This is a genomic window from uncultured Faecalicoccus sp. (assembly GCF_944327125.1).
Classification (GTDB): domain Bacteria; phylum Bacillota_I; class Bacilli_A; order Erysipelotrichales; family Erysipelotrichaceae; genus Faecalicoccus.
The window spans coordinates 1-21,290 of sequence record NZ_CALVGO010000023.1 but is presented as its reverse complement, the minus strand read 5'-3'; the positions used below and the strand labels follow the sequence as shown (position 1 = coordinate 21,290).

General features: G+C 44.5%; 22 protein-coding genes. 4 read left to right on the top strand and 18 right to left on the bottom strand.

The genetic code is table 11. The features are described from left to right. From Q0K03_RS04320 to malQ, 4 genes are all read right to left on the bottom strand, one after another. On the bottom strand, positions 1 to 305 hold a 305-nt coding region (locus Q0K03_RS04320), incomplete at its 3' end, for a branched-chain amino acid transporter permease (protein WP_297238095.1). Then, positions 302 to 985 (bottom strand): AzlC family ABC transporter permease, encoded by a 684-nt coding sequence (locus Q0K03_RS04315; RefSeq protein ID WP_297238093.1) that lies wholly within the window; start codon positions 983 to 985, stop codon positions 302 to 304. The genes Q0K03_RS04320 and Q0K03_RS04315, both read right to left, overlap by 4 nt. 28 nt (positions 986 to 1,013) lie before the next feature. Next, positions 1,014 to 2,123: a beta-aspartyl-peptidase gene (gene iadA / locus Q0K03_RS04310; protein WP_297238091.1), complete on the bottom strand. Its 1,110-nt coding sequence runs from the start codon at positions 2,121 to 2,123 to the stop codon at positions 1,014 to 1,016. A 22-nt stretch (positions 2,124 to 2,145) separates the two neighbouring features. Continuing rightward, a complete protein-coding gene (malQ, locus tag Q0K03_RS04305; protein WP_297238090.1) occupies positions 2,146 to 3,615 on the bottom strand; it encodes a 4-alpha-glucanotransferase in 1,470 nt (489 codons plus the stop codon). A gap of 184 nt (positions 3,616 to 3,799) precedes the next feature. On the opposite strand from malQ, the gene Q0K03_RS04300 reads away from it, so the two are divergent. Next, positions 3,800 to 4,123: a hypothetical protein gene (locus Q0K03_RS04300; protein ID WP_297238088.1), complete on the top strand. Its 324-nt coding sequence runs from the start codon at positions 3,800 to 3,802 to the stop codon at positions 4,121 to 4,123. A 46-nt stretch (positions 4,124 to 4,169) separates the two neighbouring features. Here the strand turns inward: Q0K03_RS04300 and glgB are convergent, their stop codons facing one another. From glgB to rnmV, 13 genes are all read right to left on the bottom strand, one after another. Beyond that, positions 4,170 to 5,996 carry a 1,4-alpha-glucan branching protein GlgB gene (gene glgB / locus Q0K03_RS04295; RefSeq protein ID WP_297238086.1) on the bottom strand — a complete coding sequence of 609 codons (1,827 nt, stop codon included), beginning with the start codon at positions 5,994 to 5,996 and terminating at the stop codon, positions 4,170 to 4,172. A gap of 115 nt (positions 5,997 to 6,111) precedes the next feature. Beyond that, positions 6,112 to 7,089: a tRNA dihydrouridine synthase DusB gene (dusB, locus tag Q0K03_RS04290; protein WP_297238084.1), complete on the bottom strand. Its 978-nt coding sequence runs from the start codon at positions 7,087 to 7,089 to the stop codon at positions 6,112 to 6,114. Beyond that, positions 7,073 to 7,966 carry an Hsp33 family molecular chaperone HslO gene (hslO, locus tag Q0K03_RS04285; RefSeq protein WP_297238082.1) on the bottom strand — a complete coding sequence of 298 codons (894 nt, stop codon included), beginning with the start codon at positions 7,964 to 7,966 and terminating at the stop codon, positions 7,073 to 7,075. The genes dusB and hslO overlap by 17 nt, the downstream gene beginning before the upstream one ends. Before the next feature lie 34 nt (positions 7,967 to 8,000). Next, positions 8,001 to 9,950: an ATP-dependent zinc metalloprotease FtsH gene (gene ftsH / locus Q0K03_RS04280; protein ID WP_297238080.1), complete on the bottom strand. Its 1,950-nt coding sequence runs from the start codon at positions 9,948 to 9,950 to the stop codon at positions 8,001 to 8,003. A 14-nt stretch (positions 9,951 to 9,964) separates the two neighbouring features. Continuing rightward, entirely contained in the window at positions 9,965 to 10,507 is a 543-nt protein-coding gene (gene hpt, locus Q0K03_RS04275; protein ID WP_297238078.1) for a hypoxanthine phosphoribosyltransferase, read from the bottom strand. 25 nt (positions 10,508 to 10,532) lie between these two features. Next, positions 10,533 to 11,690: a tRNA lysidine(34) synthetase TilS gene (gene tilS / locus Q0K03_RS04270; protein ID WP_297238076.1), complete on the bottom strand. Its 1,158-nt coding sequence runs from the start codon at positions 11,688 to 11,690 to the stop codon at positions 10,533 to 10,535. Positions 11,691 to 11,702: 12 nt separating this feature from the next. Then, a complete protein-coding gene (locus tag Q0K03_RS04265) occupies positions 11,703 to 12,233 on the bottom strand; it encodes a hypothetical protein (protein WP_297238075.1) in 531 nt (176 codons plus the stop codon). 48 nt (positions 12,234 to 12,281) lie between these two features. Next, on the bottom strand, positions 12,282 to 13,355 hold the full coding sequence (locus Q0K03_RS04260) for an MraY family glycosyltransferase (protein WP_297238073.1): 1,074 nt from the start codon (positions 13,353 to 13,355) through the stop codon (positions 12,282 to 12,284). Beyond that, positions 13,352 to 14,278 carry a rod shape-determining protein gene (locus tag Q0K03_RS04255; protein ID WP_297238071.1) on the bottom strand — a complete coding sequence of 309 codons (927 nt, stop codon included), beginning with the start codon at positions 14,276 to 14,278 and terminating at the stop codon, positions 13,352 to 13,354. The genes Q0K03_RS04260 and Q0K03_RS04255 overlap by 4 nt, the downstream gene beginning before the upstream one ends. 1 nt (position 14,279) lies before the next feature. Continuing rightward, positions 14,280 to 14,489, bottom strand: a complete 210-nt coding sequence (locus tag Q0K03_RS04250; RefSeq protein ID WP_297238069.1) for a DUF1146 domain-containing protein — start codon at positions 14,487 to 14,489, stop codon at positions 14,280 to 14,282. An 8-nt stretch (positions 14,490 to 14,497) separates the two neighbouring features. Beyond that, positions 14,498 to 15,328 (bottom strand): 4-(cytidine 5'-diphospho)-2-C-methyl-D-erythritol kinase, encoded by an 831-nt coding sequence (ispE, locus tag Q0K03_RS04245; RefSeq protein WP_297238067.1) that lies wholly within the window; start codon positions 15,326 to 15,328, stop codon positions 14,498 to 14,500. Continuing rightward, complete coding sequence (gene rsmA / locus Q0K03_RS04240; protein WP_297238097.1) at positions 15,325 to 16,167, bottom strand: 16S rRNA (adenine(1518)-N(6)/adenine(1519)-N(6))-dimethyltransferase RsmA; 843 nt, start codon at positions 16,165 to 16,167, stop codon at positions 15,325 to 15,327. The genes ispE and rsmA overlap by 4 nt, the downstream gene beginning before the upstream one ends. Then, on the bottom strand, positions 16,167 to 16,691 hold the full coding sequence (gene rnmV / locus Q0K03_RS04235) for a ribonuclease M5 (RefSeq protein WP_297238065.1): 525 nt from the start codon (positions 16,689 to 16,691) through the stop codon (positions 16,167 to 16,169). The genes rsmA and rnmV overlap by 1 nt, the downstream gene beginning before the upstream one ends. A 215-nt stretch (positions 16,692 to 16,906) precedes the next feature. Here rnmV and deoD point away from each other — a divergent pair, with 215 nt between their 5' ends. Together deoD and Q0K03_RS04225 are read left to right on the top strand one after the other, a co-directional pair. After that, entirely contained in the window at positions 16,907 to 17,617 is a 711-nt protein-coding gene (gene deoD, locus Q0K03_RS04230; RefSeq protein ID WP_297238063.1) for a purine-nucleoside phosphorylase, read from the top strand. A 65-nt stretch (positions 17,618 to 17,682) separates the two neighbouring features. Continuing rightward, on the top strand, positions 17,683 to 19,053 hold the full coding sequence (locus Q0K03_RS04225; protein ID WP_297238061.1) for an FAD-dependent protein: 1,371 nt from the start codon (positions 17,683 to 17,685) through the stop codon (positions 19,051 to 19,053). On the opposite strand, the gene Q0K03_RS04220 is transcribed toward Q0K03_RS04225, so the two are convergent. Beyond that, positions 19,050 to 19,961, bottom strand: coding sequence for an alpha/beta hydrolase (locus tag Q0K03_RS04220; protein WP_297238059.1), 912 nt, complete (start codon positions 19,959 to 19,961; stop codon positions 19,050 to 19,052). The genes Q0K03_RS04225 and Q0K03_RS04220 overlap by 4 nt on opposite strands. A gap of 152 nt (positions 19,962 to 20,113) precedes the next feature. Here Q0K03_RS04220 and Q0K03_RS04215 point away from each other — a divergent pair, with 152 nt between their 5' ends. Further along, entirely contained in the window at positions 20,114 to 21,265 is a 1,152-nt protein-coding gene (locus tag Q0K03_RS04215; protein WP_297238057.1) for a DUF349 domain-containing protein, read from the top strand. The last annotated feature ends 25 nt before the right edge of the window (positions 21,266 to 21,290 follow it).

Sequence of the window (21,290 nt, the reverse complement as noted above, 5' to 3'; positions counted from 1 at the left end):
AACATATAAAAGATGGTTCCAAAAGCTATCGATACCAGCATGTTCTTTTTCCATTTGTGCAAAATAACGGTCAATCCGATCGCCAGGATCTCCGGAACGGCATGGTTCCCATCAAAAAGACTGACATTCCGCAGACAGTAGACCACCAATAACCCAAACAAGGCCCCCGGAAGCACCGTACCTAAATACTGGATATATTTTGGTGTTTCTTTATTGTCCGGAAAGATCAGAAACGGAAGAAATCTTGTCAGCATCGTTCCCAATACACACATCGATATCGTCACGATCTGTTCCATTAACGTCATGAAGATCCCTCCTTTTTTCTTGCCAAAGACAAAATGATCAGGATCATCGCCATGGCAGGGATCATAAAATTGTCCGCTCCAAAGAAAACTAGAGCCGCAAACGAAACGATCAGTCCGGTGTAAGAACTGAAATGTCTTTTCTCCTTGGACCACTGATTCAGAAAGATCACCACAAACATGGCGGTCATCACAAAATCGATCCCTTCTGTGTTAAAAGAAATCAAAGAGCCAAACAGACCACCTAAAGTCGCCCCGGTCACCCAGTAGATCTGATTCAAAAGCGTCACAAAGAACATAAACCATCCTTTGTCGACATCATCTGGAATATCGGCTGTATAGTTTATGGAGAACGATTCATCACACATGCCAAAGATCAGATACAGTTTCTTGAGTCCTGTCGACTTGAACTTATCCAACATGGAAATGCCATAAAAAATATGCCGGGCATTCAGAACCAAGGTCACGATCAAAGCCTGCAGAGGATCAAAGGCCCCCAATAAAAGATTCACGGCGACAAATTCAACACTGCCGGCAAAAATGGTCATGGCCATCAACATAGGATACCAGAAACTAAACCCGGAAACATGCATATAGATTCCATAAGACATGCCCAAAAATAAAAAGCCTGTCATGATGGGAATCGTATAGGGAAATGCGCATTTTAAAGCTTTTAACTTCATATCCTTTACGATATCATGACAGACTATATCATTCAACCGGTGATCCAGAACGCATCAGCACTTTGCCTTTCGCAATGACGGTATCCAGGCTCAGATCTCTGTTCCAAATTAGAAGATCGGCATCGCTATGCTCTTTAAGCGATCCTTTTTTCGGGTACAGTTCCAATGCCGTGGCTACATTGATCGTCCCCAAAGCTAAAGCTTTCTCAAATTCCATGGATTTTTTCTGACATAAATACTTGATTTGTTTATAAATTGAATCCACCGGACTGGTCCCAATCTTGATCAGATTACCTGCTTTATCATATTGTGACCAGCTTCCCTGACCATCGGAACTGATTGTGATCTTATCCCAGGGAACCTTTCTTTCCATGGCCTTTTCAAGAGCCTGCGCTGTCCTTTCTGGATCATCACATGTCAAATCGATCGTACCTCCCTGTTTCGCAAATTCACAAGCTTGCTCAAAGAGTTTTTCATTTCGTGATATATGCGTCGGCTGAAAGGTCTTGACAGGGACTGACGTCTTCTTTAAGATCTCAAAAACCTGGTCAAGACCATAAGGCTCATCGCCCATATGCAGTGTCAGGCATCCCACTTTTTTTCCGATCATGCCCGCTGTCCTGACCTCACTGGCTAAACGAAGCAATTCATCATAAGAAATATGGCTGGATCGATGATCGCTCAACGCCAGTTTACAGCCCAATATTTCATCAATAAACACAATATCTTTCCCCACTGAACCCGTCAGGGTAACAGGAGGATAGCCATAAGAGCCGGTCATACAGTAGACCGAAAATCCGTATTCTTTTAAAGCTTTCGCGTAGGCAACCAGATTATCCACATTTCTTGTGATTCCGTCCGTTCCCAGTAAGCCAACGACACTGGTCAGACCGCCCTGAATCAGATCCAGCGGTTCGACCCTTGAACTCTGCGTCAGAAACCCACCTTCTCCGCCACCGCCAATCACATGGATATGACGATCGATCAGTCCTGGTGTCACCAGTTTCCCTTCGGCATCGATCACTTCACAATCCATATCAAGATGCGTCCCGATTTTTTCTACCCCCTGTGAAATCAGAAGATCTCTGATTCCTACATGTTTTGGGGAATAAAGATCCCCTCCCTTGATCAGTAACATATTCCACCTCCAAAAAACAGGTCTAACGACCTGCCTTTTTGATCCATTCTCGGGTCTTCATCAATTCTTCAGGAAACGATTTAAAATCTTTCAATTTCCATGTCCAGTTTTGATCACTCAATGTGCCTGGAAGATTGATTCTTGCCTCTTCTTTGTATCCGCAGATATCCCATACCGGAAGAATCACCAGATCGGCAGGGGTATCCAATGCAAAATGACAAACGATGTCATAGAAAGCTCTTTCCGTATAACCCTTCTTTTTGAAAAAGCGCCGTAAGGAGATTCGCCGGTTTGAATCATACTGTCCGTATTCCTGCATCAGAGTTGCGTTATCGTGTGTTCCCGTATAGAGAACCTTGTTGGAAGATACCGGCTTCTTTAAAAGTTTGGCTTCCATCTTGAACAGTAACACTTCCATGCCCGGAATATGGTACGCATCGGCCAGCTCTGTCACTTCTTTGCGAATGATGCCCAGATCTTCGGCAATCAGATCCACTTCCGGACTGGTCGCCAAAATGGCATCCAACAGTTTCCCTTGCGGTCCGATGATCCACTTTCCTTCAATGGCTGTGGGACAATCCGCCGGGATCTTCCAGTAAGTATCAAAAGCTCGGAAATGATCGATGCGGATCTTGTCAAAGTAGTGATTGGTCCAGCGGATCCGGTCACACCAGAAAGAAAAGCCGTCTTTTTCCTGAGCCTCAAAATCATAGATCGGCATCCCCCAGCGCTGTCCGGTCTCGCTGAAATAATCCGGCGGGCACCCAGCCACAAACTCAGGATCTCCTTGTTCATCCAACAAAAAGAATTCCTTGTGAGCCCATACATCGGCACTGTCATAGTCCACATAAAAAGGAACATCGCCCATGAGCTCCAGCCCTTTTTTATGCGCATAGGCAATCACTTCATCAAACTGACTGTAAAAGATAAACTGTAAGAATCGGTAATAATCCAGCTGTTCCTGGTAATCTTCCAGATCGATATCATGATTCTTCGGATAATCCCGATATTCTTCATCCCACTCGTTCCAGCAGATCCCGTCATGAAGATCGTGAAACAGCTGGTAAGTGACCCAGTCTTCCAGCCAGAACGCCCTCGTTAAAAATTCTTCGTATTCTTTTTGAAACGAAGAAAAATTCTTTTTAAAGGTCTTGAACGCTTTCTCAAAATATTTTGTCTTAAAATCGCGGACTTCATTGTAGTCCACGCGGTTTTTAAATTTATTACAGTTTACGATCGAACTCTGCGTCAAAAGGCCCATCTCCGCCAACCGATCGATATTGATATAGATCGGATCACCGGCAAAGCTGGAAAGATTCTGGTAAGGCGAATGCGTAAAACCGGTCACCTGCAGCGGCAGCATCTGCCACACTTTATATCCCGCCTGGGCGATGCAATCGATCATTTTCAACGTTTTGGATCCGAAATCTCCGATCCCCTGGTTTCCTGGTACAGAAAACAAAGGGCATAGTATGCCTGCTTGTTTTTTCATGTCTGTAACCCCTTTCAATATTTAGATTTTAACACATTTCCCTAAGAAAAAGTAAAAAAACATGATTTATTGATACACTTCCCTCTATCTTTTCTTTGGCTTGAACACTCACCGTTCATTATTCCAAGATCCTCCCTCATTGCGATTCCTATAAAAAGCTGTAAAATAAATTCGAGGGAACAATATGACATTGATGATCGCATTTTGTATATGGTGTCTTTGCGGAATCTTCTTTATAGGTATAGGCATCTTCTGCAGACAGTCGAAAAAGCCAATGGGATTCTGGGCCAATGACAAAGCGCCCAAAGTCAAAGATATCAAAGGCTACAACCGAGCCTTAGGAAAATGTTGGATCACTTATGGAAGCATATTCATTCTGATTGGATTTCCTATTTTATTCAGCCAGGATTCTTTATGGATCCTAGTCCCTGTATTGGGGACTCTTTTTGATACCTTAGCTTTGATCCTGGCATACACCATGATCGTCACACCTCGTTATATCGAATAAAAAAGCTGTGTGAAACCTCTTTTGATCCGAGGTTTCACACAGCTTTTTATTTTTCAACTTCAAATACCACAGCCCCTAACGCCGGTACATTGATTTCAATCATATACGGCTGATTATGGCGAGGGACCCGAATGGAATGACGAACCTGCGGTTCTTCATTGGCCCACGTTCCATGATATTTTTTCCATTGTGTATTCACAACTTCTTTATAAACACCTTTGTCTGGTACACCAAACTGCTGGTGGTCGTATCCATTGGTCGAGAAGTTCAAGATCACAACATAATCTTTTTTCTCTCCGCGGCGGATATAAGAGAACAAATTCTGTGATTTGTTATCGGCATCGATCCACTGGAAGCTTGACCAGTCATAATCTTTGTTCCAGAAGGCATCGTTGGAAACATATAGATTGCCCAGATCTTCAAAGAACCGTTCAAAGGAATCATGCATCGGATATTCGCGCAAGAACCAGTCACAGCTCTTTTGTTCATCCCATTCACGAAGCTGTCCGATATCGTTGCCCATAAAGTTCAGTTTTTTGCCCGGATGCGTAAACATATAAACATACAAAGCACGGGCCTGGGCAAACTTGTCATCATAGCTTCCCCACATCTTATCTACGATCGTGCATTTTCCATGCACGACTTCATCATGACTGAACGGAAGGATAAAACGTTCCGAATAGAAATACGCCATAGAGAACGTTAAATCATAATGATGCCACTGACGGTAGATTGGATCTCGTTTTAAATAATCCAGAGTATCGTTCATCCAGCCCATATCCCATTTATAGTCAAATCCCAGACCGCCGTCAAAGGTCGATTTGGTGACATTTGGAAAATCGGTTGAATCTTCGGCAATCAACATGATCTTGCCTTCGTGCGCTTCATTGAGCATATAGTTCATACGCTTCATGAAATCACAGGCTCCCTCATTGACCCCGTTGTTCTTATTTCCGTGCCAGTAGATCGCGTTACTGATGGCATCCATACGCAAGCCGTCAAAATGATAAACTTCCAGCCAGAAGTTGGCGGCACTCATCAAGAAAGATCGTACCTCTTCTTTCCAAAGGTTGAAGTTCAATGTCCCCCATTGAGAATTGGCGTCTTCTTCTTTGTCGTATTCATAGGTTGGCGTCCCGTCAAAAAGACGAAGTGCATAATCATCGCGTACAAAGTGAACCGGTACAAAGTCCATGATCACTCCGATGCCGGCCTTGTGCAGCTCGTTGACAAAGTGCATCAGCTGATCGTTGGTTCCGTAGCGGGAAGTGCTGGAGAAATATCCTGTACACTGATAGCCCCAGGAACCATCGAAAGGATACTCATTCAACGGCATGACTTCCACATGGGTATAATGTTTCTGCTGGCAATGAATGATCAGTTCCTGAATGATTTGATCGTAATGTACAAAATCTTCCATGTCTTCGTCCTTGATCCAGCTGCCGACATGCATTTCATAAATATTGACCGGTGAATCAAATCCCTTATTTCTTGTCTTCATCCATTCCTGATCTTCCCATTGATCAAACTTCAAAGAAGAAATGATACTGGCGTTGTTGGGACGAAGTTCACTGTAAAAGGCATAAGGATCGACCTTGTCGATCACATCCCCATTGGCACGAACAACACGGTATTTATAAGAATCGCCTTCTTTGGCATTTCTAACCGTACAAGACCAGATTCCCTGGTCATCTTTTTTCATCACATTTTTCTTATCGTCCCAGTTATTAAACGTTCCCACAACCGAAATTGACTGGGCGTGCGGTGCCCACACCTTGAATTCCACTGATTTTGGTTTTACATGGGCTCCGAAAATATTATAAGCTCGTAATTCGCGGCCTTCGAAAAAAGCCTGTGTTTTTTTATGGTCCATAATTCGAACCTCCTTAGTCACTTTTTATTCTACAACGGTTTCCGAACAGAGAAAAGGTACTTTTTTAAGAAAATGATAACGATTACACAATTTTGATGAACTGTAAAAAAGGCCGTTACGGCCTTATCGTTTTCTTATATTCATTTAAGATCTCTTTAAGATCCTGGAGGGTATTCATCGAAGAACACTGGTTTTTAAATTCCCGGGCATGCGGCAGTCCCTTCAGATACCAGGAAGCCAGTCCCCGCATCTCACGGATGGCGATCGTTTCTGACTTGGTGTCGATCAGACCCTGGGCATGTTTTAAACAGATTTCAATTCGGTCTTCGATGGAAAACTCATGATGTTCTCCACATAGAGAATCCACACACTCCTGAATCAAAAACGGATTTCCGATGATCCCTCTTCCGATCATGACCCCATCGCACCCTGTCTCATTCATCATGCGATGAAAATCTTCCACGCTTCGTACATCTCCGTTTCCGATCACCGGAATTCTTACGGCCTCCTTAACTTTTTTGATATACGTCCAGTCGGCTTTCCCTTCATACATTTGCGAACGGGTCCGACCATGCACGGTAATAGCTTTGACACCGGCTTCTTCCAAAGCTTGGGCCAGCTCTACGCAGTTGATATGATCTTTGTCAAATCCTATCCGCATTTTTACGGTCACCGGTTTTGAAACCGCCTGAACGACATGACCCATCAGATCTTTGGCATAGTCAATATCCTTCATCAAATAGCTTCCCGCCTGCGCCTTGATCACCTTGTTGACCGGGCAGCCCATATTGAAATCAATGATGTCACAGTCTGTTTTTGTATCCAGAAACTTCGCCGCATACACGACCGTGTCCACATCATGACCAAACAGCTGAAAGCTGACCGGATGTTCATCCGGGTCCGTTTTACACATATCGAAAGTTTTCTTGGAAGCGTAATAGATGGCTTTATCGGAAACCATCTCATTACAGACAAGGCCAGCCCCAAACATTTTGGATATTCTTCGAAACGCAAGGTTGCTGACACCGGCCAAAGGGGCCACAATGACCGGATTGTCGATCAAAACATCGCCGATCTTAAGCTTTTGGTTCATTGCGTCCATCCAGTATCTTTCTTAGCTCTTCTTCTGTGAATTCATACCGTTCATTACAGAAATTACAGGTTACTTTGGCACCATGGTCTTCTTCGATCATCGCTTGAAGATCCTGGCTTCGTAAGGTCGATAAAGCCTGTTCCATTCTCTGTTTGGAACAAGGGCAAGAAAAACAGACATCCTTTGTTTCCAGAACATGGGCGTCTTCAAACATATCCTTGGCCAGCTGTTCTAAAGAAGAATCGTCGTATTCGCGAATCAAAGTGCTCATGGGCTTCAATCCTTCCAAAACATGTTCACAGATAGAGACATCGGTATCCGTGGCATCCGGCAAAACCTGAAGGATCAAGGCACCGGCACTGATCACATTGCCGCTAGGATCCACCAGGACGCCTACGCTGACAGCGGTCGGTGTCTGTTCACTTTTCGTAAAATAGTAGGCAAAATCTTCCCCAATCTCTCCGCTGACCAGTTCCACCGTTCCGGAAAAGTTCTCCTGCATGCTGAGATCTTTTGTGACCGTCAGAGTTCCCTGATTCCCCACAACCGCTCCGACATTAAGCTTTCCGTTTTCCTTAAACTCCGTATCCACATGCGGATTGGAACAAAACCCGCGGACACTTCCATCGTGATAGGCATCCACGATGATCGAACCAATCGGTCCGTGTCCGTTGATGGAGATAGTCAACATCTCTTTATCATCCTTAAGCATGCTTCCCATCAGGGAACCCACCGATAAGGTCCGTCCCAGGGCCGCACAGGCACACGGATACAGATCGAACCGATCTCTTGCCTCCTGGACAAGGTCGGTCGTTTTGACCAGATACAACCGGATGTGATCCTGACACACTAAAGCTTTACATAAAGTATCTTTCATATCGTCCTCCAAAAGAAAAGACGCTTAACACGTCTTAGTCTTTCTTTTTTGTCAATTCATTGAGCGCATCATCGATATCTTTTTGATCGATGGCCGGTTTCGGTACCGGCGGAACTTCTTCCTGTTTCGAAGTTTCTTCCTGCACTTCTTCTTTCTTTTCGGCCTCAGGGCCTTCAATGGTTCCGTAATTCATCAAATTGTTGATCTCTTCATTGGTCAGCGTTTCATTTTCAAACAAGTTCTGCGCGATCAAATCCAAGAGATTTCGATTTTCCATCAAAATCTTGCGGCAGTTTTTATGACATTCGTCCACAATGGCACGAACTTCCTTGTCGATTTCATCGGCCACGCCGTCCGAATAAGAGCTTCCCTGCGTATAATCGCGTCCCAGGAATACATTTCCCTGCGGGTCGGCATACTGGATCGGTCCTAAAGAAGACATTCCGTAAACGCGAACCATATTCTTGGCGATCTTGGTCAGCTGTTCAATATCGTTGACAGCCCCGGCACTGACTTCGCCAAAGACGATCTCTTCGGCCGTCCGCCCTCCAAGCAAGCCTGTGATACGGGCAATAAACTCACTCTTGCGGTGGAAGTATTTTTCCTCCCGCGGTGTCATTAAGTTATAACCGCCAGCTTCGCCTCGCGGAATGATGGTCACTTTCTGTACCATATCGGCATCTTCCAGTTTCAATCCCACGACCGCATGACCGGCTTCATGGTATGACACCAGCATTTTGTCTTTTTCTGTATATTTCTTGCTCTTTTTGGCCGGTCCCATCATGACACGGTCAATGGCTTCATCCAGATCCTGCATGGAGACTTGTTTTTCTTTGTTTCGAACCGCCAGAATGGCTCCTTCATTGAGCACATTGGCCAAGTCGGCTCCTGAGAAGCCCGGTGTCCGTTTGGCCAGGCTTTCCAAAGATACATCACTGGCAAGCTTCTTGTTGCGGGCATGAACTTCCAGAATCTCCTTACGTCCTTTGACATCCGGTAAGTTAACGGTCACCCGGCGGTCAAATCGTCCGCTTCGCAACAAAGCCGGATCCAATACGTCTGGACGGTTGGTAGCGGCAATCACTACGATTCCCAGGTTGTCGGTCATTCCATCCATTTCGACCAACAGCTGGTTGAGGGTCTGTTCACGTTCGTCGTTTCCGCCGCCCATACCGGCCCCTCTTTGACGCCCTACGGCATCGATTTCATCGATAAAGATGATGCAGGGAGCACTTTTCTGTGCATTTTTAAACATATCACGCACACGGCTGGCTCCTGTTCCGACAAACATTTCTACGAAATCCGAACCTGAAATGGAAAAGAATGGTACATTGGCTTCCCCGGCCACCGCTTTGGCTAACAAGGTCTTACCGGTTCCCGGAGGCCCTACCATCAGAATTCCCTTAGGGATATGTGCTCCCATATCGGTGAATTTCTTAGGGCTTTTCAAATAGTCAATAATTTCTTTGACTTCTTCTTTTTCTTCTTCACAGCCCGCTACATCTTTAAAACGCGTCTTGATGTTGGTTTCGACACGGGCCCTCGATTTGGCAAACTCAAAGGCTTTGTTGCTGGAACCACCGCCCATGCGTGCAAACATAAAGTAAAAGAACACGCCAATGATCAATAATGGCAAAAGATTCCCCAACAAAGTGATCCAGATGCTGGACTGATTCGGATCCTGGATCGTGATCTGGCCGCCATCTTCAGTCAGCGTTTCATTGAGCCACTCCATATTGGATTCCGAATAAGGAAGAATGACGCTGTAGCCTGTCGAGCCTTCTTTGGCTTTGTAGGTTCCTTCCACACGAATGATCGATGAGCTGATCGTCACCTGACTGTCCCCAAAGGATACTTCATCGGCCAAATCTTCAAACTGTGTATAATTCATTGTCCGCGTCGATCCCTGTGAGCTGTAAAAGAACAAAGACAGAACAATCGCGATCACAAAGAGTGTGGGCAAATAATTGATCCACTTTTTCATGGATTTCCTCCTAACTATAGATATACTTCTGGTTTCAATACCCCTATATAAGGTAAATTTCGATATTTTTCATTGTAGTCCAGACCAAACCCGACAACGAACGCATTGGGAATCGTAAAGCCCACATGGTCGGCTTCGATTTGTACTTTTCGTCCTTCCGGTTTGTCCAAAAGTGTTACGATGACTACATCTTGGGCCCCTCTTTCCAGAAGCATCTGTTTGACTTCCAGAAGGGTGCGACCTGTATCTATGATATCTTCAATGATCCATACTGTCCTGTTCAAACAGGAAATATCCAGATCCTTGTCGATCTTAACTTTTCCTGATGACTGGATCCCTTCATAGGAATGTGCCGACAAAAAGTCGATTTCTACTGGGATCGTAATATGTTTGATCAGTTCCGCCATAAAAGGTACACTGCCCTTTAACAGCCCCACAAGAAGAGGAGCTTCCTTCGTATCGACAGAATACGATTCAATCGTCTTCGCCATCTTCTCACAACAGCTTTGAATCTGCGAAAAGTTGATCAGAACCTTCTCAATACCTGAATCGATCATCTCATTTCACCTCAAGATACGAATTTCATTGTATCATAAATAAATTCGGTTTAACACTAAAATGTTGGACATCACAGCCGATTCCCGGAACAAATATCACGAAATGCCGGCTGTTTTCGATCACCAGCCAGTTTTTTCGTTCGATTCGGGAAATCTTACGGTCAATAAAGAACCGACTCAGCTTCTTTGTCCCCCATCTCAATTCGATCTTGTCTCCTTTTTGAACATTCCGGATCGTTAAAGGAAAGTCCTCCTCCTTCACAAAGAGTCCTTCAATCGTTTTGCCTGAAGAACATAACTTAAACCTTTCAAATTCTTTATATACGATTTGATCCAGTACGATATGAACCGGTTCTTTCTTTTCTTGAATATACAGCTTCCCCTGGTGGCTTTCCAAATCATATGCTCTTAGATCGATCAGACAGTCACTCTGGATCTGTTTGAAAAGATCGATGCACTCTTTTTTTGAAAGCCTCATTTTCGTATTCTGATAGATCCATTCTTCCAGAGCATACCAGTCTGGAAGCGTTTGGACCGTTCTATCCCATTCTTTGAGAAACGCCTGTGTTTTCCTTTGTACTTTTCCCCAACGTTCATTGATTTTCTGAATGCTCTTTAACAGTTCTTCCTTTTCAGAAGAAGTCATCTTTTCCAGAACATGATGGCGAATCTGATTGCGGGTATAGTCATCTTCCAGATTGGATTCATCAATACCATATTCGATGCCCTGCTTGTCACAATACGCTTTACACTGCGCTTTGGTCCATTCTAACAACGGACGCTGAATCGGGATGTCTTTATAGGAAGAAACCGGACGCAATCCATAATACTCGCACATCATCTTTCGGCGAATCTGAAAAAGATACGTTTCCATATGGTCGTCCATTTGGTGGGCCACAAGGATCGCATCACAGTGATGTTCTTTGGCCAGCCTCACAAAAAAATCGTATCTGACGTTTCGTGCCCACGATTGAAAATTTCCCGATTCACAATGTCCTGGATCCAATACAAAAAAAGGAATCTCATATCGCTGGCAAAACGATCTTACGATATGTTCATCCCGATCGGCACTTTTTCTTTTATGATAATTGACATGGGCCACGATGATATTTTGATCCTTCACTTTCGCAAGCAAGGCCATACTGTCCGGCCCGCCAGAACAAGCTACCACATATTTTTTCATGCCTTTATTCTATCATTCTTTGTTTCCGGCTCCAATGCATTCGATCACACTTTTTTTGATGCGGCAAAACTGTTTTCCCGAAGGATCCAGATGCCCCTTGATATCAATGATGCGCGCGGTATTGATCCACTTGGCATCGTTTAAAAAGAGGCAGGATTCCTTGTTCAGCCCAGGAACATTGCCTAAAGAATACAAATGATCCTTAGGCTGGCGGCTGATTTTTCCGGTCATCGGCACGACAAAAGCCTTATTGTGCTTAAAGGCAAGGATCAGTCCAAAATGCAGATAACCGATTTCCATGATGTAAGCCTGCCCAAAATCAATAAAACAAATATCGCCCACGCGTACTCGGCACCCGGACAGCACTTCCTTATAGGAATAAGCCCTTTTACGCTGACAGAAATTCAATTTGGAGATCATATAATCAAAGACTTCTTTTTGCGTCAAGCTTTCCAACATTTTCTTTTCCTGTTCCTGCGCCTGCCTGATCAGCTGATCCAGCACCGACAGATCGTGTTGTTTGAGCCATTCTTTAGGTTCCATATTTTCTATTTAAACAAAAAGATGTGACCAAAAAATGAAGGATCACATCTACTTTTTCGAAATTTTTTTATAAAGCTTTTGAGATTGGGCAACGCTCCAGGCACCTACGCTGGTCAACGGATGATAGTGACTGGAGATCATGCCGGATTTTTCAATAAAAAGCTCGACCCCAAACAAGATCGCCAGCATGACAAAGAAACCAATGTTGCGGTTGATCATATAAATAAAGGCGCTGACCCCAAACAAAGAAGTTACACCGCACATGATCAAGACAGTATTGCGGTGGCCAAACTGACGCATCAGTAAATGATGGAGATGGCTTTTATCCGCCTGCATAAAGCGCTGTCCTTTCAAGGTCCTTCGCAATATCGCCGACAAGGTATCGATGATAGGAACCATCAGAATCAAGACAGGCAAAGCCAGCGTCATGATCGTACTGGATTTAAATCCCATGATGGAGATCGTAGAGATCATAAACCCCAGAAACAGCGATCCGCAATCCCCCATAAAAATGCTGGCCGGATGCGAGTTGTAGACAAGAAATCCTAAGACACTGCCTGCCAGGACAAAGGCAAGGCTCATAATGTCAAAACGTCTTTCAATGATGCCCATACTGCCGATGATCACAAAGACAATCACGCATAAACCGCCGGACAATCCATCCAGTCCGTCGATCAGATTCACCGCATTGGTGATGCCTACGATCCATATCAATGTAAATAAAACCGAGAACATCCCGATGTCGATACTGATGCCAAAAGGCAGACGAATGATATCTACACTGACACCGAAATAGATGGCGGTAATGGCCGCAATCAGTTCCAGCACCAGTTTGATACGCGGTTTAAGATCGATCAGATCATCGACAAGGCCGGCAAAAAACATGATGCTTCCGCCAAGAACGATCCCATTGATGGTACGGTCGACCTCGATAAACAAGGAAATCACGATCACAAACGAAAGATAGATGGCGACCCCGCCGATACGGGAAATCAGACCATGGTGTACGGTTCGTTCATTTTCCTTGGCATACGACTTGGCCAGAAGAGAATATTTCTTGATGATCGGCGTTAAGATCAAACTGATCAGAAAAGCCAAAAGGATCCACTGCACATCGATCATGGAAGTTCCTCCTTCATCGCATTGATTATATCGTATTCCGGTGCCGAGCTGACCAGGATCGGACAGCCAAAGGCCTGTTCAAGCATCTGCGGCAATCCAAAACAATGTGCCAGTCCTCCGCTTAGATGGATCCCCTTTTGAAGAAGAGCCTGTTTAAGATCGAAAGACTGTTCCTTGAAACATTGTTTGGCCCATAATACGATCTGTTTTTCCACCATTTCCAAAGCCGGCCAAAGATCCGAGGCACTGATTGTGATCTGGCCTAAGCGCTGGTATCGGTCCATGGCATGGCACTGCAAAGAGGCATTGCGGTTTTTCCAGAACACATCGCTGCAGGCGTGTTTTAAAGAACAGGCATCTTCGCTGGTGATCAGGCAGTTGGTCTTGGTCGCTACGGCCTTTTTGATCTGATCGTCGATGCGGCTGCCCGCAAACGATATTTTTTTATACGCACGGCGTGTGCCGTTGACATAGATTCCCATTTCCGTATAAGAATGACCGGCATGGATCAAAAAACAGGCTTCCCGGGTCCATAATAGATCGGTATTGGTAATAAAACGGACTTTTTTGATTCCGCTGTCTAATAAGATTCGTTCCATGGAAAGCTTACGTTCTTCATCATACCAGTCCGGGATCGCCAGCAGGATGCATGGCTTCAGTAAAGACTGCCCGATTTCCAGCTTTTCAAAACATTTTTTTAGAAGCCGGCTCAAAGAGGCATCGATATCATCTTCCCAGATGGGATAACGGACCTCCACTTTCGGACCCTTATACAAATAAGAAAACGCATCTTGTCCCAAGGCGATCGGTTCTCCTTTTTCCATCGCCATGACCGTTCGCATCTTGGCATCCATATGTCGGTTTTGATCATAGAGACGGATCTCATAGGCCCCGATATCCAAGGCAAACCAGCGTTCAAACATATTATCCTCCTAATCCGTTATAGATCGTAAGCTGAAGAATCCCCTGCGTGCATAAGTAGGCCAGCGCCAGTGCACACAAAAACATCAACAATGTCACTTTGGAAGGTTTGCGGACATTGCAGAAGCGGTCAAACTGAACCGCACTCAACGCATAAAAGCTAAGAATAAAACATACAATATATAAAATGATCTCAATGATCGAGTTTGCCATAATGCCTCCTATCCGATTGTTACGACTTTGGAAAAATACCCCTGGTTCGCAAACTGTTTTTGAAGTTTTTCTAAGAGCATAGGATCCTGAGAAAAGCCCATCAAAGTAGAACCCGAACCCGTCATCATGACCCGGTCCAGTCCTCTGGCTTCCATGGCTTCTTTTAAAGAAAGAATCTCCGGACACAGTAAGAATGCCGGCCTTTCCAGGGCATTGGCCATTGACTGGATCAGCTGATCATAATCCTTTAAAAGAATACTTTTTTCTATGGCATCCATATTCAGTGAAAGTGGTGAAAGCTGATGCCACGTTTTAAAGGCCGCCGGGGTGGAAACACCCGTCTGCGGTTTGACCAGAAGACAGGAAAGTTTCCAATCTGTATCCAGTTTTCGGATCTTTTCTCCGATTCCCTGTACCCTGGCCATTCGATTGACCAGACAAAACGGAACATCCGCTCCAATCTGTTTGCCTAACTCCAACAATCTTTTTTCCGGGACAGAAATCCCTTCTAATTCAAGCACCGCTTTGAAGATGGCCGCTCCATCCGCACTGCTTCCTGCCAGACCGGCCTGATCGGGTATGTGTTTGAATACCTTGATATCATAACGGCTCTGGATCCCGAAGGTCTCGCGAGCCAAAGACAACGCTTTATGCACGGTCGAATTTTCAGGAAGATCGGCCTTATCGCAAAAAATTCGGTCGTATGTATGATGATCGATCTCGATCTCATTATATAAAGAAATCGGAGCCATGATCATATCCAGTTCATGATAACCATCTTCCCGGATCCCTTTGATATCCAGACCCAGATTTACTTTTGCCTGCGCCAAGGTTTTCATTTCATCGCTCCATACAACCGTATAAAATCATCCAGAGAAAGCTGCTGAGCTCGTGTATTCAAAGCGATGTCTGCTTTCCCTAAGACAGCTTCGGTTTTTTCTTTATCTTTAAGATATTCATTTAAATTATTATAGATCGTCTTGCGGCGCTGTTTGAAACAAGCCTTGACCATCTCAAAAAACTGTTCTTCATTTTCTAACGAATACCGATGATGAAATGTAAACTGGATCACGATGGAATCCACATTCGGCTTAGGGGAAAAGACATGACGGGATACATCCATCACTTTTTTAACGTCGCATCGGTAATGCGTGATCACGCTTAATGCGTTATAGTCACTGTCCTTTTCCCGGGCAAGAAAACGCTGACCGACTTCCTTTTGCATCATTACCGTAATTCTTTCAATAGGCTCTTTGGCCTCAAACAACTTAAACAGGATCGGTGTCGTTATATAATAAGGAAGGTTGCTCGCAAAGACAACTTTCTGTCCCTCTTGTCTTTTTTCACGGATCAATTCATCAATATCCGTTTCCAGTATATCCTGAAGGATCACTTCCAGATTGCCTTCGATTTCGCGGCCAAGGATCTCCGGCAGCCTTTCATCGATCTCCAGGGCGATCACACGGTTGGCTCTCTGACATAGAAACTGCGTCAAAGCTCCGATTCCCGGACCAATCTCAAACACCAGCTCGTCTGGATCACAGATGGCAGCCTGGGCAATCTTTTCAACGACTCTTGGCTCAATGATAAAATTCTGTCCATAGTTCTTCTTTGTGAAGATCTGATATTTTTTCTGGATCTCTCTTGTTCTTTTGATCGTTGCGATCGGCTGCATAATTATCCTTTCTTTAGTTCATCGTATGTGATACGCATCTGGTTCAGTCGTTTAAAACAAGTTTTTGCGTTGCAGGGACCAATGTGGAAACGCCGGCATACTTCGTTTCTTCTTTGTGCACTGTCTTGTTTCCCAGTCAGTCCCAACTCAATAAAGTCTTCCCATGACAAAGTATCCACTTCATTTTCAAAGGAAACAACGTGCGATAAAGCTTCCCACAGATCTTCTTTGGAAGCATGTTCCACACCGACTTTCTTTGTCGTTCTAGCCTTTTCTTTATCAATAAAAACGTGCTTGCATCCAGGCACCCTTTCCTGGATCTTACGCCGTATATGTTCTCCTGGTGAATCGGGATCGGTAAAAATGATCACTCCGCGCTTTTTTATGGCTTCCTGAATGCGTTCAATGGTTTGTTCATTGATCTGGTCTCCACCTGTTTCAATCGTATCACAATCAAAAAAAGACTGCAGAGTATTTGTGTCATTTTTGCCTTCCACTACAAGAATCTCTTTGATTTTTTGTTTCATAGATAATAAAAAAGAGAAAACGGTCTAATTGTGGGGATCCTGTTCGGGGGAGAACAGTCGACTGCCGCTTCTCTTTTATTTACCCCCTTAATCCATGACATTATATCACGAGTTTTCGGAAACTCAAATTGTTCTTTTTGAATCCGCGATCGAAAGGCAATTCTTTTCATCCTCCCTTTGAACCATGTATAATAAATACAGATAGGAGGGATTCTATGCCAACACCTCATAACGAAGCCAAAAAAGGACAAATTGCCCCTGTTGTCTTAATGCCGGGCGACCCTTTGCGAGCCCAGTACATTGCCCAGACCTACCTTCAGGATGTAGAACCGTTCAACCGTGTACGAAACATGTACGGCTATACAGGAACTTACAAGGGGAAACGAATCTCCGTCATGGCCAGCGGAATGGGGATGCCCAGTATCGGCATCTATTCTTACGAACTTTATAAGGATTATGATGTAGAGACCATTCTTCGTATCGGGACCTGCGGCGGTTATACCCAAGATCTTCATGTATCCGACCTCTTGATCGTTGACAGCGCCTGGTCCGAATCCAGCTACGCCATGGTACAGTCCGGCGATATCGAATCCATACAGTATCCCGACCCAAAAACCAACGAGATCTTAAAAAACTGTGCCGATGAACAAGGAATCGATTATAAAACGATTCGCATTCATTCCAGCGATGTCTTCTATCATGAAGATGACAGCGCCCAGCTTGAAGCCATGGAAAATGGATGTGTAGCTGTCGAAATGGAGAGCTTTGCGCTATTTCACAACGCAAAACAGCTTCATCGTAAAGCCGCTTGCCTCTGTACTGTTAGCGATTCGTTTGTCCACCAAGAAGAATTGACAAGCAGCCAAAGAGAAAAAGAAATGGACAAAATGTTTGTTTTGGCCTTGGAAAGTGCAATTTTACTGTAATTTGGTTGACTTTTTATTGGATTTAATGAATAATACTCGAGGTTTGAAAAAAAGGAGGATTTTCTATGTACGACGTAATCATTATCGGAGCCGGTCCGGGAGGCATTTTTTCTGCCTTTGAGCTCTTGAAACAAAAGCCCGATACCAAGATCGCGATCTTTGAAACCGGAGGGCCGTTAGAAAAGCGCAAATGCCCTATCGACGGTGAAAAGATCAAATCCTGTATCCATTGTAAGACATGCGCCATTATGAATGGATTTGGGGGTGCCGGAGCCTTCAGTGATGGAAAGTACAACATCACAAATGAGTTTGGCGGTGACTTATATAACTATGTCGGTCACCAGCAGGCCATCGATTTAATGGAATACGTTGACTCCATCAACTGTGAATACGGCGGGGCCAAGACCAAACTGTATGTCAATACACATACCGATATTGCCAAAAAATGCCTTCAACACAATCTGCACCTGTTGAAAGCCAACGTTCGTCATTTAGGAACGGACATCAATTACATCGTATTAGGAAACCTGTATGATAAATTAAAGGAAAGCGTGGAATTCCACTTCTACACACCGATCGAGAAGGTCGAAAAAACCGAAAACGGCTATGCCGTCATCTCTATGAAAGAAGAACGCTTTGAAGGAAAACGCTGTATCATCTCCACCGGCCGTTCGGGAAGCAAGTGGATGGAAAGCGTATGTTCCAGTCTGGGAATCAAAACCGAAAGTAACCGTGTGGATATCGGGGTCCGTGTTGAGCTGGCGGCCGATACCTTCAGCGAACTGACCGATTCTCTGTATGAATCCAAGATCGTATACCGCTCTAAAAAATACCAGGATCTTGTTCGTACCTTCTGTATGAACCCCCGCGGCGTTGTCGTCAACGAAAACACCAACGGCATCGTGACCGTAAACGGGCACAGCTATGAAGATCCAAGCAAATACACCGAAAATACCAACTTTGCCCTGCTGGTTTCCAATCACTTTACCGAACCATTCAGCCAGAGTAACCAGTATGGGGAATCCATTGCCCGCTTATCCAATATGTTAGGCGGCGGTGTTATCGTTCAGCGCTTTGGAGATCTGATCCGCGGTCAGCGTTCCACTCCAAGCCGTATCGCTTCCGGGTTTGTCAAGCCAACTTTGAAAGCTACGCCAGGAGACTTGTCCTTGGTCATCCCAAAACGTCAGCTGGACGACATCATCGAAATGATCTATGCCTTGGATGAAGTTTGTCCATCGACTGCCAGCGATGATACCTTGTTGTATGGCGTAGAAGTCAAGTTCTACAACATGCAGGTGGAAGTCGATCAACGTCTGGAAACCTGCCACAAAGGATTGTATGTGATTGGCGACTGCTCCGGAGTCACCCACTCCTTGAGCCATGCCAGTGCCAGCGGTGTCTATGTGGCCCGTGAGATTGCCAAAGAACTCTAAGATTCAAAGAACTTCAGGATATCGTTCATGACGATATCCTTTTTTGTTTCCTGCAAGATCTCATGACGCATATGATCATAAAATTTATAGGAAATTTGATCATACCCGCGATCGCTCAAAAACTGCTGGGATTGATCCCACTGTTTCCGGGAACCAATGACCGGATCTTCTTTTCCGGCCACAAAGAAGATCGGCAGATGGGGATTTTTGACTTGCCAGTCTTTTGAATCATAAGTTCGTTTTACCATTAAGAACAAATTACGAAATCCGTTCAATGTAAACACAAAACCATCTTTAGGATGTTCATTATACGTTAAGACGTTACGAAGATCTTCGGAAAGCCAGCGGTTTTTCTGGTCTCCTGTAAAAGAACGGTCATACCCGCCAAAAGCCAGCGTGTGGATCAGCTTGCTTCGATGACGGTCTCCATAGTGAAACTTTAAAAACTTGGTCAAAACCAAAGCCAGATCCACCAATCCATTTTGGGCAACCGCACCGGAAAGCACCAGCTTATCGATTTGATCGTCTTTATCCTTTAAATAAAGACGCGCTTCCAGCGTTCCCATGGAGTGGGCAAACAAATATAGAGGGCATTTGGGATGCATCTTCTTCATAAATAAAACGGCATCCTGAATGTCTTGAAGTATATAAGCCGCATCGTCTTCGTAAAAATACCCGAGGTCGAAATTCGAGCGTACGCTGTTTCCGTGTCCTCTCTGGTCATAGATCATAACGGCATAGCCTCTTTGACAAAGAAACTCCATAAAAGAAAGGTATCGTTCCTTATGCTCGGCCATTCCGTGCACGATCACAACCGAACCTTTTATCGTTTCGGCAGGTTCCATATAGATCGCATCCAAAATCAGTCCGTCACTGGATGATTGTAAGGTACAACTTTTCTTATTCATAAAATCACCTGTCTTTATTGAAACACGGCCCCGGCGGAATTGCCATTTTTTTTGATATATATCGTAAAAAATCGGTGAAGAAATCGAATTCTTTTGGTCTGAGAACGGTTTTGTGATATACTCTCTTTATGTAAAAAGTAGGGGGTGGACATATGAACGAAAACTACTTTGAAGAAAAATTCGATGATATGGATGAAGATATCAAACAAAAAGAGGCTTTGATCCAGGAGGCGCAGGCTCTGCAGGATGTAGAAGATGCCCGCCAGGCCAGTCAGAAAGTCAACCAGCTAAGAAGAAAATGGCGTCAGATCCATTACTGGGAAAGCGAATATGAAGAAGATCTGAAAACTCGCTTTGAACAGGCTTTGGATGCCTTTTATGCCAAGTATAAAGAAATCGAGAAAGAAAACGAAGCGGCAAAACGCGAGCTGATCAAGAAAGCTGAAGAACTTTCTCACAGTGAAGAGCTCAAGAAAGCGACTTCACAGATGCAGGAACTTTTTGAACAATGGAAAAAAGTTCCAAGCGCCGGAAGACAGCTGGACGATGCCCTCTGGGAAGAATTCCAGAAAGCACGCCAGGCCTTCTACGATAAAAAACAGGCTGCCTGGGAAACCATGAACCAGAACTTTGACAATGCCCGCCAAATCAAACAAGACTTGATTGCCAAGGCAAAGGAACTGGAAGATTCTGTAGAATGGAAAAAGACCAGCGATAAATTGAAAGATCTGATGACCGCATGGCGCGAAGCCGGTTTTGCGGGCAAAGAAGAAAACGATGCCCTCTGGGAAGAATTCAACGCAGCGCGTCAGAAATTCTATTCCCGCCGCAACGAATTCTATGACCAGCTTCATGAACAGCAGGCACAGAATCTAAAAGAAAAACAGGCTTTGATTGAAAAAGCCCGTCAGATCAAAGACACGGAAGATTATTCCCGTGCCAACACAGAAGCCATGAAAGAACTCGCCGTAGAATGGAAAGCCATTGGATCTTGCGGAAAGAACAAAGACGATAAAGTCTGGAACGAATTCCGTGAAATCAACGATGCCTACTTCAACGGACTGGGACAAGCCAATGCCCAGAGGCAACAAAATCATGTCAACCGCATGAAAGAGGCCCGTCAGCGCAAACAAGATCTGATCGGCCGTCAAAAAGAACAGATCCAGAGAATGCAGGAATCCCTGTATGGATTGGTTTCGGAACAGGAAATGGCAGAGATCGAAGAACAGATCAAACAAAAGGAAGATTTCATCAAAGAACTGGAAGAACAGATCCAGGACATTGATGCCAAGCTTTCTGAATAAAGAAAACGGAGATATCGATTAAGAT